This is a genomic window from Symploca atlantica LB2515, from assembly GCF_052546295.1.
The window spans coordinates 261142-279506 of record NZ_JBQWMT010000001.1 but is presented as its reverse complement, the minus strand read 5'-3'; the positions used below and the strand labels follow the sequence as shown (position 1 = coordinate 279506).

Below are 18365 nucleotides of genomic sequence, written 5' to 3'. Positions count from 1 at the left end.
CGTTTCCCATCATTAGATCAATTTCCATTGGTCATTAGTCAGAATAAAGGACTGATGACCAATGAACCAGAACAAAATACTTAATGAAACTGCTCCCTCGTGTTCGTTATCAAGGTAACTGGCTAGGGAAAATCCTACAGTTAGTCAATCTTCGCCCTGAAGAAGGCGAGCGGACATTACTGATGTTCGCTTTTTACACTGCTACTTCAATTGGGCTACTTTGGTTTGAGCATAGTGCAGTGGCCCTGTTTTTAGGCAAGTATGGCGCTGAATGGCTACCGGTTATCTATATCGCCAGTGCCTTGATGTGCATAGGACTAGGCTCCCTTTATTCCTGGTTGCAAAGCATTTTGCCGATGCGGCAAGTCTTGGTGGTAATTGCCTTGCTCACAGCCTTACCATTGTTGATACTTCGCCTTGGCTTGTTTGAGTACTTAGACAGTTTGATCATTTTCGTAACCATTTTTCTGCTGCGGCTATGGATGGATGCGGTAGAAGTTCTCAACGATCTCAACACTCAAATTGCCGCTAATCAACTGTTCAACATCAGGGAAATTAAGCGTACTTACCCCCTAATTTCTTCAGGGTTATTAGTTGCCGATGTTATTTCAGGGTTCTCTTTACCTCTGTTATTATTGGCCGTCGGACTCAACAATGTACTCATTGTAGCGGCCTTGATGATGTTGGTAGGAGCGGGAACTTTGTTTTATTTGAGTCAGCGCTACCAGCAAGCATTTCCTGACTCTCCAGGACGGCAATGGGAAGACGCTGAGCCAGAATTTGCTGCCCAACGCCCCACCGGACCATTAAGGCGCTATATCATCCCTTTATTTGCCTTTTCTATTCTGGGTGAAGCACTATTTCTCCTGATTGAATTTCAGTACCTCGGTCAACTAGAGGTTAAGTTTGAAACTTCAGAAATTGCCGGTTTCCTAGGTTTATTCAGCGGGATTGTTGGTATCTGTGAACTGATTACCCAATGGTTTTTCTCAAGTCGTGCTATTGACAAGTTGGGTGTCTTTGGCGCTGCTATGTTGTTGCCTGCCTCCCTGTCTCTGGTAGGAGTATTAACCTTGACAGGCATTCTGGACTTTTTGTTGCGGCTTGCTGGGAGCTTAATTACTGTCCCCGGCTGGATTACGGGGCTTTTTGTGGGGCTGATTCTATTAAGGTTCCTTGATGAATTGTTGCGTTATACCCTCATTGCTGGTGTTGAACCCGTATTTTTCCAACCACTACCAGAAAGAATACGCAATTCTATTCAGACTTCTGTGGATGGTATTGCCGTACCCATAACCACCGGAATCACTGGCATTAGCATCCTAGCAACCATTTGGATCGCGGAACACAGCGTACTTCCACCCGAGTGGCAGAGTTGGGTGTTTATTAGTGCGATTGTGCTTTTCTCGATAATCTGGCTGTTGAGTGCTTGGTTACTACGCTCAAGCTATGTCAACTTACTGGTACAAAGCGCTGAAGAACGAGGGCGGCTAGGTTTTCCCGACGTAGCCTTGCGGGCTTTCAAACGGGCAGTGGTGGACGTGCTGGAAAAACCCGGTAAGGAAGCCGATAAACGCTCTTGCATTCAACTTCTATGTCAAATTGACCCAGAAAATGTCGGTGAGGTACTCAGTCCCTTGCTAGCCAAACTCTCCGTAAGTTTGCAGCGTCAGAGTCTGGAGGCGATGTTGGAGCATCCTCACCCAGATTATCTTGATGCAGTAACTTTACTGATTGAGCAAACGCCGCCGCCGGAAGTCCTGGCCTTGGCACTACGCTATTTATGGCTGACTCAGACAGAACTCGATCTCCGCCAAATCAAGCCTTATCTCCAAGAAGCCGTTCACCCAACAGTACGAGCAACAGCAGCAGCTTTAATTTTGCGCCGGGGAACACCCACAGAAAAAGCAGAAGCTACCCAAATTCTACGACGGCTGATTACCTCTAAGAATGAAAGAGAACGAATGATCGGTACGCGGGCATTAGGAGATACAGAATATTTGCAAGCTTTGCGGCTTTACATCCCCAATCTCTTGAAGGATGAATCTTTGCGGGTACGCTGTGCTGTCCTAGAGGTGATTGCCACTAGACGTTTGTCTGATTACTATCCATCTTTGATCAGGGGGCTCTACTACAAATACACCCGCGATACTGCCCAACAGGCAATGGTGCGCCTTGGGGACGAAGCGATTCCTCTACTTGTGGAATTGGGTGAAGATCTCCATAAACCAGATTTAGTCAGGCTAACTGCTTGGAACGCCCTGGGTGAGATTGGGACGCCCCAAGCCCTAGAGAAACTGGTACAACAGCTAATGACCAGTTGGGGTAGTAAGCGCCGCAATATTCTCCGTGTTTTACTCAAGATTCCCAAAGAAGCCGGAATTGAAACTGTACTTGATCAATTGGGTCGTAGTGGTGTAGAAGCATTAATCGAGCAAGAATTACTTTTGTTAGGTCAGATTTATGCTGCTTTGCTGGATTTGTCTACCGAAAGTCTTGAACTGGAGTCTCTAGAATCAAGGGAAGCGGATTTGCTGCGCAGCGCGCTACAAGATCTACAAACGGATCTGCTAGAGCGCTGTTTTTTATTGATGAAGTTTCTTTACCCACCTAGTGCAATTCAAGCGGCAGCCTATAATCTAAAGTCAGAGTCACGCTCTAGTGTGGCCCTAGCCTTAGAAATTTTAGACAATACCCTTGATATTCCCCAAAAAAGAGCGTTTCTGGTGGTTTTAGATCGTCGTGTTGTTGCCGAAAAACTGGCTTGTCTAGTGGAGTTAGTGCCTTATCAACCAATGAGCCCAGGTGATCGCCTACGCCGTCTCATTGAACTGCGGCATTTTCTCTCAGGCTGGTCTTTAGCATGTTGTTTTCATTTGGCGAGGGCAGCCCATTACCCTCTAGCACCGGAAGCCACCCTAGTCTGTCTCTCTCACCCTAAAGGTTTTGTCAGAGAAGCCGTTTTAGCTTACCTCAAAGAAGCCTCGCCCCGGGCCTGTAGCGAATTTTTGCCGACGCTGAAACATGATCCAGACCGCTTGGTTGCTGCTCAAGCTCAGCAGATAATTGGAGAATGGGGTTTAATAATCTAATGAGTAGTGCCTTGAGCTAAAGTAGTCGGCTGATTTACTTAATATGCTTGATGGGTAAGGTAAACTTGAGGTTCCCCGCGAGTATGGGCCTTCGCATTCAGGCTAGATCTTTGGCTCAAAACCTCGGTTAAAATCCCTGAAGGCGAAAGCCCCTAGCAGCTAATAGTTAATCGATGTTAACCAGTGTTGAACGTCTATTGTTTGTTAGGGCCGTCCCGATTTTTCAGGAATTGCGGGACGACTTTTTGGTGCGTCTCGCCTCTGTGATGGATGAGCTATCCTTCCCCCGCGACCACACCATTTTCACCCAAGGAGAGGAGGGGCGATCGCTATATATCGTTGTCTCTGGTTTAGTTAGAGTTCATATTGGCGATCGCGATTTGGCACACCTTAAGCAGGGAGCCTGTTTTGGGGAAATGTCTTTGTTTGATGCTGAACCCCGTTCGGCATCGGTGACTACTCTAGAAAATTGCGAATGCCTAATGTTGACACAACTGCAACTTTATGACGCAATCGAGGAGACACCAGGGATTGCCGTAAATATTATCCGTCTGCTTTCCCGCCGCATTCGGGAACTTAATAGTAAGGTAAATGCTTACGAAGTCAAAAATTCTGCCCTAGATCTTTCTCAGGCCGGGAGTAACTTGGCAGGATAGCTCGTCAGGCTTAACCCCAGTGCTAAAAAACCGTGAGGGTAATCAAGGCCCAGGATTGATTTTCAGCTACCCCTATTTACCGAAAAAGACCTCGCGATAATCTTTAATTTAGTCAGGGAGGATGTCACAATCAGGGCATGATCTATCAACCACCGCGCCCAAAAATCCCTGAGTGTAGCTGGAAGCGTCCCCTTGGACTGGGCTGGGACAAACCCTACACTGTCCGCTATGCCAGTAATCTCGACGACGGTCCCTGGCATGGCATGCCCCTTGGTGGTTTTGGGGCAGGTTGCATTGGTCGCTCTCCCCGAGGAGACTTTAATTTGTGGCACCTTGATGGAGGAGAACACACTTTTAGAAGTTTACCAGCTTGTCAGTTTAGTATCTTTGAGCAGCCAGCAAATTCCCCTGCACAGGCTTATGCTTTATCTACTGAACCGCCAGAGGATGGAACACTTAATGCATGGCAGTGGTATCCAGCTAAGCAAAAGTCAGAGGGTGCAACTAGCAGCGACTCTTCGGATTGTCGGCCTGTAATCCCCAATACGGGTACTTATCACGCACTCTACCCCCGGAGTTGGTTTCTCTATAATGGCGTCTTTCAGACGGAACTGACTTGTGAGCAGTTTTCCCCAATCTGGGCAGGCTGTTACCAAGAAAGTAGTTATCCCGTAGCCGTTTTTGAGTGGACGGCCCATAATCCCACCGATGTCCCGATCACCCTGAGCATTATGTTCACCTGGCAGAATATGGTGGGCTGGTTTACCAATGCAATTAGAGACCCCCAGGTGCAAGTGCGGGATGATGGGAGCCCCGTTTACGAGTACCAGCCGCGTTGGGGAGACAGCACTGGTAATTATAATCAATGGATTGTTGATCACTTCCGCGTAGGCTGTTTGTTAGACCGAGTGAGGTTACACGATCAGATTCAGGAAGGGGAAGGACAGTTGTGCATCTCTACTGTCGCCAATCCTAGCCTGGAAGTGTTTTACCATAGTCGCTGGAACCCTAGCAGTAATGGCGCTCAGGTCTGGAGTACCTTTGCTAATGATGGCAGTTTGGGGGATACTCAAAACGAGACACCAGCAGAACCAGGAGAACAAATTGCGGCGGCGATCGCAGTTCGCTTGACGATTCGTCCTGGTAAAACTCGCAAAATTCCCTTCATCTTGGCTTGGGACTTCCCGGTTACTGAGTTCAGTCCAGATATTAATTATTATCGACGTTATACTGATTTTTTTGGTCGCACGGGCAACAATGCCTGGTCGATTGTGCGTACTGCTCTCAAGCATCATCAACTGTGGCAAGAGCGAATTCAAGCTTGGCAGGAACCAATCTTAAAACGAGAAGATTTGCCTAACTGGTTCAAAATGGCACTTTTTAATGAACTGTACCTGCTCTCTGGTGGTGGTACTATCTGGAGCGCGGCAGATGAGCGTGATCCGGTGGGTCAGTTTGGTGTCTTAGAATCTTTAGATTACCGCTGGTACGAGAGCCTCGATGTCAGGCTTTATGGCTCTTTCGCCCTGGCAATGCTCTGGCCGCGACTGGATAAAGCCGTTTTGGAAGCCTTTGCCAGAGCCATACCTACTAGCGATGAGACACCCCGAATTATTGGCTATAACCGGGCAAAAGCTATCCGTAAAGCCGCCGATGCCACACCCCACGACTTAGGGGCAGCTAATGAGCATCCTTGGGAAAAGACAAACTATACAAGTTACCAAGATTGCAATCAGTGGAAAGATTTATCTTGTGACTTTGTCTTGCAGGTTTATCGTGACTTTGTCCTTACTGGTGCCAAGGACATCGATTTTTTGTGGGAGTGCTGGTCAGCGATTGTAAAAACATTGGCCTATCTCAAGAACTTTGATCAAGATGGGGATGGCATACCAGAAAACTCTGGGGCTCCAGATCAGACTTTTGATGACTGGCAGTTGCGGGGAATTAGTGCCTACTGCGGTGGTTTGTGGTTAACAGCTTTGGCGGCAGCGATCGCCATGGGAGAGATTTTAATTGACAACTACCCACCAGTATCGCCTCTGCTAGAGGCACCCGCACCAGAGTCGATCCAAAAACACCTAGAACTCTATCGGCAATGGCGGGAACAAGCGAAACCTCTTTATCAAGAAAAACTATGGAATGGCCAATACTATCGGCTCGATAGCGAGAGTGGCTCAGATGTTGTCATGGCAGACCAGTTGTGTGGTCAGTTCTATGCCCAATTACTAGGATTGCCGAATATTGTCCCGCCAGAGTGCGCTCAGTCTGCTCTCAAGAGTGTCTACGATGCTTGCTTTTTAAAGTTCCACAATGGACAACTGGGAGCAGCCAATGGGGTTAGACCCGATGGCACACCAGTAAATCCTGATGACACTCATCCTTTAGAAGTTTGGACTGGTATTAATTTTGGATTAGCAGCATTCCTCATACAGCTAGGGATGAAGGATGAAGCCTTGCAATTAGCGGAAGCGGTAGTGCGACAAGTGTATCAAAATGGATTGCAATTTAGAACACCGGAGGCAATTACAGCAGCCGGGACTTTTCGTGCCGGTCACTACCTAAGAGCTATGGCGATTTGGGCAGTTTACCAAGCACTTAGCAAGTATAGCGGTTAACAGGAAACAGAGAGAAGTTTTAAAAGTCTCTTGCTGTGGTGAGTTTATCTACTAACCCTACTGGCAACTGCCTATTGTAACCAAGCGTTGCAGTTGCCTCAAAAGGAACACTATAACGCCAGGGTAATTGTCGTCAGAGTGTCACCGAATCGCTGCGCCACTGTAAGCAACTGACCATTCGCCGTTAACGCTGAAACAGATATCAAACCCAAAGTCATAAGCTTTGGCAGCATAGTGGCGATACCCAATCATTAGGGCATTTCGCAAGGCTTCATCGGAGCATTCAACCCGCAAAGCACGGTATTGCAATAAAATGCCCAAACTATTTTTAACTTTGTAGGTGTCTAATATCACCTTGCAGGGCTTGAGTGCTTCCCGATGGAGGCAATCCAAGGAATCAAGCCACAGGGCGATTACTCGCTGGTCTAATTGGGTACTTAGGGTTTGATTGTCCACAATACGAGAAACTTCCGTTTATTCATACTTAATCAGTAATTTAGCATCCCTCTGAGGGAGGATATGATAAAAAACTTACAAAAAATCGATAGGGAAGTTGATCGTTGCCGCCTAAAAACCAGCCCAAAGTACGCCGTCCGGCGAAAGTAAAGGTAGTACAGACTGTTTAGTGAAGTTTAATAAACATCGTTTGTGGTCTGAATTCCTTCTTTGCGCACTGGCATAACCAACATCTTATCAACGCGATTACCATCCATATCCATAACTTCCAAACGCAGACCACCCCACTCAAAATGATCGGCAGCAGTGGGGATACGTCCTAGATGAGTAATCACAAAACCACCCAAGGTGTGATAGTTTCCTCTTTGCTCTCCAGGTAACTCCACAATTTTAAAGAGTTTCCTGAACTCTTCTACCGATAACATGCCATCAATCAACCAGGAACCATCCTCCCTTTGCACCGCTTGCGCTTGCTCCGATTGGTCAACGGAAGGAATATCACCAATAATCGCTTCTAGGATGTCATTGAGTGTCACCAATCCCTGAAGAACACCATATTCGTCTACTACCAGTGCTAAATGGGGACCGGATTGCTTGAACAATTCTAAAACCTTGAGCGCCCAAGTGCCTTCTGGCACGAATAAAGGCTGTCGCAAAGAAGAAGTCAGATCCAAAGGTTGACCGGCAAGGGTTTGGGCTAGCAAAGTGTTAACTTGTACAACGCCAAGTACGTTGTCAATGGTACTCTGGCAAACAGGAAAACGGGTATGAACGCTATTGAGAATTTTATGACGGTTAACCTCTGAGGAATCATCTAGATCAAGCCAGATAATTTCTGGGCGTGGCGTCATCAGAGCACTAACTCGCTGATCTCCTAAACAGAAGACCCGATTGAGCATTTCTTGTTCAGCTTCCTCAAAAGTTCCTGCTTCAGTGCCTTGCTCAATTAAAATTTTAATTTCTTCTTGTGTAACCCCTTGCTCTTGGGAAGGGCCGACGCCCAAGAGACGTAGCACCTTATCCGTCGAGTAACTCAACAAATGAACCGCAGGAGCAGCGATTCTTGACAAACATCGCATCTGAGAGGCAACACTCGTGGCAATTTGTTCCGGGTTGTTTAGCGCCAGTCGCTTGGGTACTAGTTCACCTAGTACTAGCGAGAGGTAGGTAATCACTACAACTACAAAAATTAGCGCAATTGTACCTGCGTGAGGTCTCAACCAAGGAACTAGCTTCAATTGGTCTGCTAGCTGCTCAGCTATGGTTGCGCCCCCGAAAGCACCGGCAAGAATACCGATTAGCGTAATCCCAATCTGAACAGTAGACAGGAACTGATTAGGGGAATCAGCCAATTCTAAAGCAATGCGAGCTTTGATATCTCCCTGCTTGGCCAGTTGCTGCAAACGTACCTTTCTTGCCGAGAGAATTGCGATCTCTGACATAGCAAAGATACCGTTAAAGACAATCAGCAGGAGAATTAAGAAAATTTCGCGAGTTAGGGAGGACATTTATCTAAGAACTGGTAGAGAGGTAACAGTGCCTCTAAGGTTCTAGTATCCAGCATGTCCATCAAATACGAATCTTGTCCCTACAGTAGCAATTCTTATACTGTTTGCCAGACTCCTAAAATGAGGAATATAAGCAGCTATCCATTGGTCTTATCTCATCAACAGTCAATTCATTCCAGAACTCATGGCATTTTCTTCGATCATTAGAACCCTAGAGCGATCACCTCTGACAAGTGAACTGCTCAAGAAGCTCAATCGCCAGCGTTCTCTACATCTTAATGGGATTCCTCGTCTGCCGAAGGGATTAGTAGCATCTGCTCTAGCCAAAACGAGCGGCTGCAACTTGTTTGTCGTTTCTAGTACGCTGGAAGAGGCTAGTCGTTGGGCAACACAACTGGAAGCAATGGGCTGGGAAACAGTCCACTTTTACCCCACATCCGAGGCATCGCCCTATGAGCCATTTGATCCAGAGTCGGAGATGACTTGGGGACAGATGCAGGTATTGGCAGATTTGCTCAAAGCTCAGGAGTCAGTTAACCACAACACCAAAGATCAAAGACCCATTGCCATTGTCGCAGCTCAGGTAGCCCTCCAACCCCACTTGCCCCCAGTAGATTTCTTTAAACCCTACTGTCTGACGCTCAGCCGAGGCATGACTTGGGAATCTCAGACTATCGATGATCAATTAACAAGACTGGGTTACGAGCGAGTTCCCCTCGTCGAAACTGAGGGTCAGTGGAGTCGGCGTGGTGATATTGTAGATATTTTCCCTGTAGCTGGGGAATTACCAGTGCGACTGGAATGGTTTGGCGATCAACTGGAGCGTTTACGAGAGTTTGACCCTGCTAGCCAACGCTCTCTAGACAAAATTGAACACCTACTGCTCACACCGACCAATTTTAGTCCGATTGTCGCGTCAGCCCTCAGTACTCAGAAGGCAGAACACCTCAAAACACTACTCTCAGCAGAAGAACAAGAGCAACTAGAAACTTCTCAGTCTTTAGAAGGTAGCCGTCGCTTCCTGGGCGTCGCTTTTGAGCAGCCAGCATCACTACTAGATTACCTACCAGAGCAGACATTGATTGCGATTGACGAGCCGGAGCAGTGTCGGGCCCATAGCGATCGCTGGGTAGAACACGCTAAAGAACAACGAGAAACCCTCCATCCAGCTTTGCCTCATCTCCACTGCTCTTTTGACGCATCTCTAGAAGACTCACAGCTGAGAAATTTACTGCATCTCTCTGAATTGGTACAGGAAAATACAGAGAATGCGGTCAATCTAGCAAGTAGACCAGTACCTGTAACACCTCACCAGTTTGGCAAGCTGGCCGAAATTCTCCGTAGTGAACGAGAGCGGAGTTTTTCCACTTGGCTGGTCTCTGCCCAACCTAGTCGTTCTGTCTCCCTGTTGCAAGAACATGACTGTCCCGCCCAATTTGTCCCTAATCCCCGCGACTACCCAGCAATTGACAAGTTACAAATCCAAAAGACTGCGGTAGCGGTTAAATATTCTGGACTGGCTGAACTGGAAGGCTTTATCCTGCCTACCTTCCGTCTTGTGGTAGTCACTGACCGCGAGTTTTTTGGACAGCATACTCTAGCGACGCCTAATTATGTGCGCAAGCGGCGGCGTGCTGCCTCGAAACAGGTTGACCCCAACAAGCTTAGTCCTGGGGATTATGTAGTTCACAAAAACCACGGTATCGGTAAGTTTCTCCGGTTAGAAGGGCTTCACCTCAACAACGAAACCCGCGACTATTTGGTCGTACAGTACGCTGACGGTATCCTCAGGGTAGCCGCTGACCAGTTGGGCGTACTTTCCCGCTTTCGTCATAATGGGACTCGTCCGCCAGAACTCAACAAAATGTCTGGCAAGGTTTGGGAAAAGACGAAAAGTCGAGTACGCAAGGGCATCAAGAAACTGGCGGTTGATCTACTACAACTGTATGCCCAGCGTGCGCAACGCTCTGGTTATGCTTACCCCTTGGATGTACCTTGGCAACAGGAGTTAGAGGATTCCTTCCCTTACCAACCAACCCCAGATCAACTCAAGGCGGTACAAGATGTCAAGCGGGACTTAGAAAGCGATCGCCCGATGGATCGGCTAGTTTGTGGGGATGTCGGTTTTGGCAAAACGGAAGTGGCGATTCGTGCGATCTTTAAAGCGATTACGGCTGGTAAGCAAGTCGCTTTTCTTGCCCCAACAACTATCCTGACGCAGCAACATTATCACACCCTTAAAGAACGCTTTGCTCCCTACCCGATCCATGTCGGCTTGCTGAACCGTTTTCGCACAGCCAGCGAACGCAAGGACATCCAAAGACGCATCTCTACAGGTGAATTGGACGTGGTTGTCGGTACGCATCAGTTACTGGGCAAGGGTTTATCTTTTAAGGATTTGGGGCTATTAGTAGTTGACGAAGAACAGCGCTTTGGCGTCAACCAAAAGGAGAAGATTAAGTCTCTCAAAACTCAGGTAGATGTACTCACACTTACGGCAACACCGATTCCTCGCACCCTCTATATGTCTTTATCGGGGGTACGAGAAATGAGTCTAATTACCACACCACCGCCCTCAAGACGTCCGATTAAAACTCATCTATCTCCCTATAATCCAGAGGCTGTGCGTACGGCAATTCGTACGGAACTTGACCGAGGAGGTCAGGTGTTTTACGTGGTGCCGCGCATTGAGGGTATTGAAGAGGTTGCCACGCAACTACGGGAGATGGTGCAGGGAGCTAGACTGGCGATCGCTCATGGTCAAATGCTGGAAGGAGAACTAGAAACAACCATGCTGACTTTCGGCAGCGGTGAGGCAGATATCCTGGTGTGTACGACCATTATTGAATCTGGGTTAGATATTCCCAGAGTCAACACCATCTTGATTGAAGACGCCCATAAGTTCGGTCTAGCCCAACTTTACCAGCTACGGGGTCGGGTTGGTCGTGCTGGCATTCAAGCTCATGCTTGGTTGTTTTATCCCAATCAGAGAGTTCTCTCAGAACCTGCCCGCAAGCGCCTACGAGCGATTCAGGAGTTTACTCAGCTGGGTTCGGGTTATCAATTAGCCACGCGGGATATGGAAATCCGGGGCGTTGGCAATCTTCTGGGTGTAGAACAGTCTGGTCAAATGGAGGCGATTGGTTTTGACCTCTATATGGAAATGCTGCAAGAAGCGATTCGCGAGATTCAGGGGCAAGAAATTCCTCAGGTGGATGACACCCAAATTGATCTCAATGTGACAGCATTTATTCCTGCTGACTATATCCCGGATTTAGACCAAAAAATGAGTGCTTATCGTGCTGTAGCAGCCGCTACCAATAAAGCAGAATTAGTGCAGCTAGCGGCAGACTGGAGCGATCGCTATGGCCTAGTTCCTTCGGCTGCGGTGCAATTGCTCCGGGTACTCGAACTCAAGCAGCTAGCCAAGTCATTAGGATTTAGCCGCATCAAACCAGAGGGCAAACAGCACATTGTTCTAGAAACAGTGATGGAAGAACCTGCCTGGAATTTGCTCAAGGAAAACCTTCCTGAACACCTGCGATCGCGCTTTGTCTACTCTCCTGGGAAGGTAACGATTCGTGGTTTAGGGATTCTCAAGGCAGAACAACAGCTAGAAAGCCTGATTAACTGGTTGGGTAAAATGCGGGGAGCATTACCAGAACCGGCTTTGGTATGAGTTGAGGAGTGGGTTCTCCTTTTGCCGTTAACCGCCACAGGTTATAACGGGAGTCTTCTAGTGCCAATTTTTGGCTGTATTTCACTAAAGCTTAATTAGGGTGTGAGGTTTCTTGTTCATGTCTTTACCCAATTGGTTATTAAGCTTCGTATCGTTGTTGATAGGTGCAACAAGTCAAGAAAAATTAAGCAGCGCTGCGTTAGTGTCAAACCTACTACTGAAAGCAAGGCGAGGCAAAGCAGCACTAAGCGAGTCATTTCACTTGGTATTGACTAATGAGCATGACCAACAACCGGATCCGTACAATCTCCCGATTAGCAGCCACTTATCTTCGTCTCAACTCAGTACTGGGTTACTGGCTTTCCCAAGATCATCTGAATGTACTGCAACCTGTAAGGCGATGGCTGGACGAAATGGAGATTAACGATCCGAAGTGGGCTCGATTTCTTTCTAAGACAATACCCGCTCAATGTCCGTTTGAGCGCAAGATTAAGATATTCGGTCGTCAGGTGGCGCACATTCCGCCGTTATGTAAGCTAAACCCTCTCTACGAGCAATTGGTCAGCCTACGTTTCCGCGCCCTTTGTTACCTGGTTGACCATTGTGGCGAGGATATTCAATCTTATGTTTAACCTAATCTCATCAGTAGGTCGGTATTAATATTTGTCGTTGAGGTAAGGCAGGGGGCAGGGGTAAACTCTTAACATTTGTTGACCCTTTGACTCTGCTCAGGGTCAATACCTTTATTTATTTGTGCCTACCTACTTACTAGTCCGGTAAGCACAGGTGTTCCTTAACCCGTCTCACTAAAAGTGTTGATAATTGGCTCTGGTGAGAGGGTATTTATAGCTGTCTCGACGACACGATCTGCGCTAAGAGGCAGCAAAAGGCTCCATAGCGCAGGTCATAGCTGGCGGGGAAGTAAAAGCAAGTCAAGTTATAGTTCTCCTCACCCCACTAACTCCTTGAAGTAGTGGTCAGTATCGAACAATTGCAACATAGCAGCAAATACTGGTGCAGGGAATTCTATCCCCAAGGAATCAATCAATGAGTTTTCTAAGCGGCAAACTTATTCAGGAAGCCGCTTCGGAAACCACTCTCTCTTTATTCCCCACCTATGGCTAAGCTCCAAGAATCTAGAGAGCCAGAGTCACCGGCAGCACAATCATTAATTATCAGCCGCCACGTACCACTCGAGGGCAAACCATCCAATACCGAAAGTGGTTGGGCCGGAGCATAGTTGCCGCTAGGAATAACAGCATGCTCTGCTGCTGCTGACTCGAAATTCTTCCGCGACTTATTGTTGAAGCTGTAATCACCATTGAGGTCATTGCAATAGCCACTCGAAGAGAATTGCCGTTGACCGGGTCGCCGGAACAAATCGACCACGGTATCGGACTCTAGATGGTGCAAGCGCACAACTAGGTCACCAACCCAGGTGTGGGTGAGGTTCTTTAGTGTGACATGCACGGTGGAAACAGGAAAGTTGTCTTGAATGACAATCTCATCTTGAAAACTGCCATTACCATCAGGGATACTGCCACCCTTGCCTAGAAAAGTAAAAGTTTTGTTATTATCAATTTTTTGATTAATTTCGGCAGCCAACTTTTTATTTACTGTGCTGGTTATGGTCTGAGACATGAATTGATTTCTCCCAAAAACTAGAAGTTCACAAAACTCATAATTTCAGAATTGAAGGCGAAATTTATGTTTAGAAAAAGTGATGTTTTTCACTTCATTAAAAGTCTCTCTGGACTTGTTTAATTTCGCAATCAATCGATTTGAAGTCTTTACTAAAACAATAATTACATTTCTCGATCAATAAATCTAGTCCCTAAAGATATCTTTTTATAAACTTTTTTTTCACCAAATACCAAATAGTCGATACTCACAGCTCAAAACCCTTATTTTATATGGCTTTTTGAGTTAAGCTTCCCTGAAAAAAAATCTCGTAATTATCTAAGGTTTGGGCAAAGATTATTTTTTTTAATAGTCCCAAAAGATCTATATAAATGCCAAGATATCCCCTCTTTATTGGAGATAAATACTCAGAACTATCTTCCTCAAGAAGGTCAATTACAAAGACAAAAAATGTAAAGTATAACTCAGCTAAATTGGTTTTTTATTTCCTGCGAAACAACATCTTAATCTTTTTGGGTCAATACAGATTTTTGTTGCGAGCCATATCAAGCTGTGTTTACAGTCAATACTCTCTATATAAAGTGATCTATAGAAGAGATAGATGACAGCAAAACTTAACCTCAGCGTCAATACTTTGGCATAGTTACTCAGTTACGAGTAATGCAACCAAAATGTTTAGTGCGAACTTTTTCAGCAGCCCTTAAAGTCATACTGTTTATTGAGTAAACGTACAGACAGTAAGATTATGGCGTAAGTGGCTCTTGTTAACGGTTTGGCGCTTTACTCAGTCTGCCTTTGACCAAGAAGACTGTACTTTGTCGGTACATCCCTGCGGTTGATACTTTGCTATTCATAAAATTTTGCATCTTAGGCTAAGAGAGGAATACCCAGTTTTACTTTTTTTCTAAACATGCTGCACTAATAAAAAAAGAATAGTGAGCATTTAGGCTAGTAGAAGCCTGACACCTAAGACTCTCAGCTTGAAGCAAGGAGATTGATTAACAAGCAGCCACGATTACTTCAACCGAGATTAGCAGCATGGCAAGCCTTGTCAGTAGTAGTCTCTAAATGAAAATTGATTTGAGCTTACGATCATTTTTTGTTTCGCTTTAAGATGTCCATCCTAACCGTAAAATTTGAGAAATTTAACTCACTCAAATTCTTGTTAAGAAAAGTCTTTTTTTGTAACTTCCAGAGAAGTAAATGAAATGTGGATAGCAGCAAGAAGAAGACATTTGCTTGCATTACGCGAAACTTCCCGACTCGCCATTAACTTGTCTGACTAGCGTATGACGCGTATTACACTACGATTAATAGTATTCTATTTCTATGACTTCAGCAAAAAAGTCAAGTAAAATTTATCAAATCTTTAGATTTGCTTGGGAGCGGGCACAACAACAAAATATGGCAAGAGGAAAGGGAAAAGCAGAACTAGGAAGCAAGGAAGCGTGCTTTTTCTCCTCCCCTCACCCCTTTTCCCAGACACGATTAACTTTAAATAGATAGCCAAAAACGACAATCCTGGAAGCTAGATGATCGATAAATCACCATCTAGCTTCCAGGATTGGAAAAAGAAGTATGATATTTGAGTAACGCAGCTTTGCCTTTACAGGCAACAACCTCACTTCAATAGTCTATGGGGTTATAAATTACTACGTTTTCTCAAAAAACTGTCGGTCTCAAGCCAACAATCGCCAGATTACCAACTTGTTGCAGACAAATTGTGCTTAGAACTCGATAGACAAGTCCTGATTAGTTATTCAGCGGTAGCTAGTTCCGTGCTACCACGCTCACGGCGATGTGTCAAAGTATTGAAGAGTATTTGACCAACTGCTTTGATCAGGTTACCTTCCAGTTCTTGGAACAGCTTCATGTTCATGTCGAAGGTTGCATTTGCTTCATCGACAATCTTCTCTGCTGTTGCTTCATCAATGGGTAGCTCATCTAAAGCTTGCCGATATTCAGCCTTGAAGGCTTTTTCGTCTGAAATATCTTGAAATTCGTAAAAAGCAGTACCCTTCTCTTCTCCTAAATTCATTGCTCGTTGAGCAATTTTTTTGAGAATTTGTCCGCCAGATAAGTCACCCAAGTAGCGGGTGTAAGAGTGCCCAACCAACAATTCTGGCTCTGAGTTAGATAAGTCCCGAATGCGCTGCACATAGTCTTTGGCAGCAGTTGAGGGGGTCACTTGTTCTCGCCAGTTAGGACCATAGTAGAAGTACAAATCCTTCTCTAGGGTGCTTTTGCGGTCAAGTTCTGGAAAATAAATTTTGGAGATGACTGGATGCGCTTGGTGGCGTTCCATTTCTTCCTCCATTGCTGAGTAGACAAAGTAGAAGTTTGATACTAACTTCCGGTAAGAATTTTTCTCGACGACTCCTTTTAAGAAGCACCTCACAAATCCCATGTTTTCTGCCGCAGTGTGCGCCTTTTTAGTACCCTCGCGCAACTTTGCAGCTAAATTATGACTCATGCTAGATTTGATCTCCCTAAGTTGGATGACTACTGTATTCTTACTTACAATAAGAATTAAAAAGCGCCTTAAACAGTTAGATTAAACTGATATGATGAGAATCTGTATTAAGAATTCTTAAGTGTGCAGGTTCTGACATCGAACTCAGAGTTGACACTGGCATTGTTAAAGCAACATGAATTTTAACTACGGAAATAATAAACAACCCCCAACTTTTTAGTAGTTTAGGGGCAGGGTAAACTGGAAAAGCGCAATTAGCTTTAGATATCGAGGTCGGTAAAATTCAATCGAGAACCGTAGGTTTCGATGAATTCGCGGCGCGGTGCCACCCGATCACCCATCAGTACCGTAAAGATACGGTCAGCCTCAGCAGCATCCTCAATTTCTACCCGCTTCATGGTGCGGGTTTCAGGGTTCATCGTCGTGTCCCACAATTGCTGAGGCATCATTTCGCCCAAGCCTTTGAAGCGTTGGATGTTGTAGTTAGCATTGTCAGGAAACTCCCGAATGCGCTCTTGTAGTTCGCGATCGCTATAACAGTAGTAATGACTGCGACCCCGTTCTAGTTTATACAGTGGAGGACAAGCAATGTAGATGTAGCCTTGATCGACAAGAGAACGTTGGTATCTGTAAAAGAAAGTGAGCAGTAGTGTACGTATGTGCGCCCCATCAACATCAGCGTCGGTCATGATTACGATGCGGTGATAGCGTAGGTTAGAAGGGTCAAACTCCTCTCCTTTAATACCCAAGCCCAAGGCCGTAATCAGGGACTGAATTTCTGTATTTTTGTAGATTTTGGCGTCGTCGGTTTTCTCGATATTGAGAATTTTACCGCGCAAGGGCAGAATTGCTTGGAATTGGCGATCGCGTCCTTGTTTGGCACTACCACCAGCACTATCACCCTCAACAATGAAGATTTCTGATTCTGCTGGGTCTCTAGTGCTACAGTCTGCTAGCTTACCAGGCAGAGGAGAAGACTCTAGTACCGACTTGCGCCGTACCAACTCACGAGCTCTACGGGCCGCTTCTGCTGCTTTGAAGGCCTGGATTGCTTTTTCAAGAATGGAGTCTGCCACCTGGGGACGAAACTCTAAGTATTCAGTTAGTACCTCTCCCACTAGGGAATCAACGATACCCCTGACTTCTGTATTACCTAGTTTCGTCTTAGTTTGACCTTCAAATTCCGGATCTTGAACCTTGACAGAAATGACGCCAGTCAAACCTTCTCGGACATTCTCGCCCCCTAGGTTAGCTTCATTATCTTTGAGTTTGTTGCGCTTGCGGGCAGTTGCATTCATCGTCCGCGTCAAGACTGCCTTAAGCCCTTCTAAGTGGGTGCCACCGTCAATGGTACGAATATTGTTGGCAAAACCCAATAGATTATCGCTGTAAGCATCAATACACCATTGCAATGCCACCTCTACTTGAGCACCGTTACGCTCCCCTTGAATGTAGATAATTTCTTCATGCAAAGGTTGCTTCTCACGATTCATGTAGGCGACATATTCCTGAATGCCACCCTCGTATAGATAAGTTTCTACTCTTGGTTCGTCAGGGCGGTGGTCAGTAAAAGTAATTTTGGTACTAGCATTTAAGTAGGCTAGTTCCCGTAATCGTCCCACCAGGGTAGTGTAGTCAAACTCTATCCCGCCGGTAAAGATTTTTGTATCCGGCTTGAAGGAAACTGAAGTACCCGTGCGGTCTTCTTCAGCGGGTTTGGCTATTAGTTCAGTAACCGGGAAGCCTCTTTCATAGCGCTGGGTGTGTAACTGTTGATCTCGCCAAACCCTTACCACAACCCATTCAGACAGGGCGTTAACTACAGAAACTCCAACGCCGTGCAATCCTCCCGATACCTTATAACCGCCGCCGCCAAACTTACCTCCAGCATGGAGGACTGTCATCACCGTTTCTATTCCCGATTTGCCACTCTTGGAAACGATGCCAGTGGGAATGCCACGTCCGTCGTCGGTGACGGTAACAGAACCATCGGTATTGATCTCAACTTCTATATGGGTACAATAGCCAGCTAGAGCTTCATCAATGGAGTTGTCTACTACCTCGTAAACTAGATGATGGAGTCCCCTTGGCCCGGTAGAACCGATGTACATCCCTGGGCGCTTGCGCACCGCTTCGAGCCCTTCCAGAACTTGAATCTGATCGGCATTGTAACTACTCGTCATGTAAGGGATTCTCCTCAAAAAGCTCGGAGCCGTTGTAATGCTCTAAAATGACAAAACACTCG

General features: G+C 46.1%; 10 protein-coding genes. 5 read left to right on the top strand and 5 right to left on the bottom strand.

Translation table 11 applies throughout. The features are described from left to right. The first annotated feature begins 83 nt into the window (after window positions 1–83). From ACT7WV_RS01230 to ACT7WV_RS01220, 3 genes are all read left to right on the top strand, one after another. Complete coding sequence (locus ACT7WV_RS01230; protein ID WP_445101144.1) at window positions 84–3092, top strand: HEAT repeat domain-containing protein; 3009 nt, start codon at window positions 84–86, stop codon at window positions 3090–3092. A 173-nt stretch (window positions 3093–3265) separates the two neighbouring features. Further along, window positions 3266–3748: a Crp/Fnr family transcriptional regulator gene (locus ACT7WV_RS01225; RefSeq protein WP_445101143.1), complete on the top strand. Its 483-nt coding sequence runs from the start codon at window positions 3266–3268 to the stop codon at window positions 3746–3748. 137 nt (window positions 3749–3885) lie between these two features. Continuing rightward, entirely contained in the window at window positions 3886–6363 is a 2478-nt protein-coding gene (locus ACT7WV_RS01220) for a GH116 family glycosyl hydrolase (protein WP_445101142.1), read from the top strand. Window positions 6364–6504: 141 nt separating this feature from the next. Here the strand turns inward: ACT7WV_RS01220 and ACT7WV_RS01215 are convergent, their stop codons facing one another. Further along, on the bottom strand, window positions 6505–6819 hold the full coding sequence (locus tag ACT7WV_RS01215) for a hypothetical protein (protein ID WP_445101141.1): 315 nt from the start codon (window positions 6817–6819) through the stop codon (window positions 6505–6507). 176 nt (window positions 6820–6995) lie between these two features. Then, window positions 6996–8327 carry a hemolysin family protein gene (locus ACT7WV_RS01210; protein WP_445101140.1) on the bottom strand — a complete coding sequence of 444 codons (1332 nt, stop codon included), beginning with the start codon at window positions 8325–8327 and terminating at the stop codon, window positions 6996–6998. A 184-nt stretch (window positions 8328–8511) separates the two neighbouring features. Here ACT7WV_RS01210 and mfd point away from each other — a divergent pair, with 184 nt between their 5' ends. Continuing rightward, window positions 8512–12006: a transcription-repair coupling factor gene (gene mfd, locus ACT7WV_RS01205; protein WP_445101139.1), complete on the top strand. Its 3495-nt coding sequence runs from the start codon at window positions 8512–8514 to the stop codon at window positions 12004–12006. Window positions 12007–12287: 281 nt separating this feature from the next. After that, window positions 12288–12638, top strand: coding sequence for a Mo-dependent nitrogenase C-terminal domain-containing protein (locus ACT7WV_RS01200; RefSeq protein ID WP_445101138.1), 351 nt, complete (start codon window positions 12288–12290; stop codon window positions 12636–12638). A 472-nt stretch (window positions 12639–13110) separates the two neighbouring features. Here the strand turns inward: ACT7WV_RS01200 and ACT7WV_RS01195 are convergent, their stop codons facing one another. From ACT7WV_RS01195 to gyrB, 3 genes are all read right to left on the bottom strand, one after another. Beyond that, the gene (locus ACT7WV_RS01195) at window positions 13111–13647 is read right to left on the bottom strand and encodes a proprotein convertase P-domain-containing protein (RefSeq protein ID WP_445101137.1); all 537 of its coding nucleotides are present in this window, start codon (window positions 13645–13647) and stop codon (window positions 13111–13113) included. Between the two features lie 1756 nt (window positions 13648–15403). After that, window positions 15404–16120, bottom strand: coding sequence for a biliverdin-producing heme oxygenase (locus ACT7WV_RS01190; RefSeq protein ID WP_445101136.1), 717 nt, complete (start codon window positions 16118–16120; stop codon window positions 15404–15406). Between the two features lie 260 nt (window positions 16121–16380). Further along, the gene (gyrB, locus tag ACT7WV_RS01185) at window positions 16381–18303 is read right to left on the bottom strand and encodes a DNA topoisomerase (ATP-hydrolyzing) subunit B (protein WP_445101135.1); all 1923 of its coding nucleotides are present in this window, start codon (window positions 18301–18303) and stop codon (window positions 16381–16383) included. Window positions 18304–18365: the final 62 nt, after the last annotated feature.

What these genes read in the sequence shown, in the direction of transcription:
- ACT7WV_RS01230 (WP_445101144.1), top strand. Translation starts at nt 84, where the DNA reads ATGAAACTGCTCCCTCGTGTTCGTTATCAAGGTAACTGGCTAGGGAAA.
- ACT7WV_RS01225 (WP_445101143.1), top strand. Translation starts at nt 3,266, where the DNA reads ATGTTAACCAGTGTTGAACGTCTATTGTTTGTTAGGGCCGTCCCGATT.
- gyrB (WP_445101135.1), bottom strand. Translation starts at nt 18,303, where the DNA reads ATGACGAGTAGTTACAATGCCGATCAGATTCAAGTTCTGGAAGGGCTC.
- ACT7WV_RS01200 (WP_445101138.1), top strand. Translation starts at nt 12,288, where the DNA reads ATGACCAACAACCGGATCCGTACAATCTCCCGATTAGCAGCCACTTAT.
- ACT7WV_RS01210 (WP_445101140.1), bottom strand. Translation starts at nt 8,327, where the DNA reads ATGTCCTCCCTAACTCGCGAAATTTTCTTAATTCTCCTGCTGATTGTC.
- mfd (WP_445101139.1), top strand. Translation starts at nt 8,512, where the DNA reads ATGGCATTTTCTTCGATCATTAGAACCCTAGAGCGATCACCTCTGACA.
- ACT7WV_RS01190 (WP_445101136.1), bottom strand. Translation starts at nt 16,120, where the DNA reads ATGAGTCATAATTTAGCTGCAAAGTTGCGCGAGGGTACTAAAAAGGCG.
- ACT7WV_RS01220 (WP_445101142.1), top strand. Translation starts at nt 3,886, where the DNA reads ATGATCTATCAACCACCGCGCCCAAAAATCCCTGAGTGTAGCTGGAAG.
- ACT7WV_RS01195 (WP_445101137.1), bottom strand. Translation starts at nt 13,647, where the DNA reads ATGTCTCAGACCATAACCAGCACAGTAAATAAAAAGTTGGCTGCCGAA.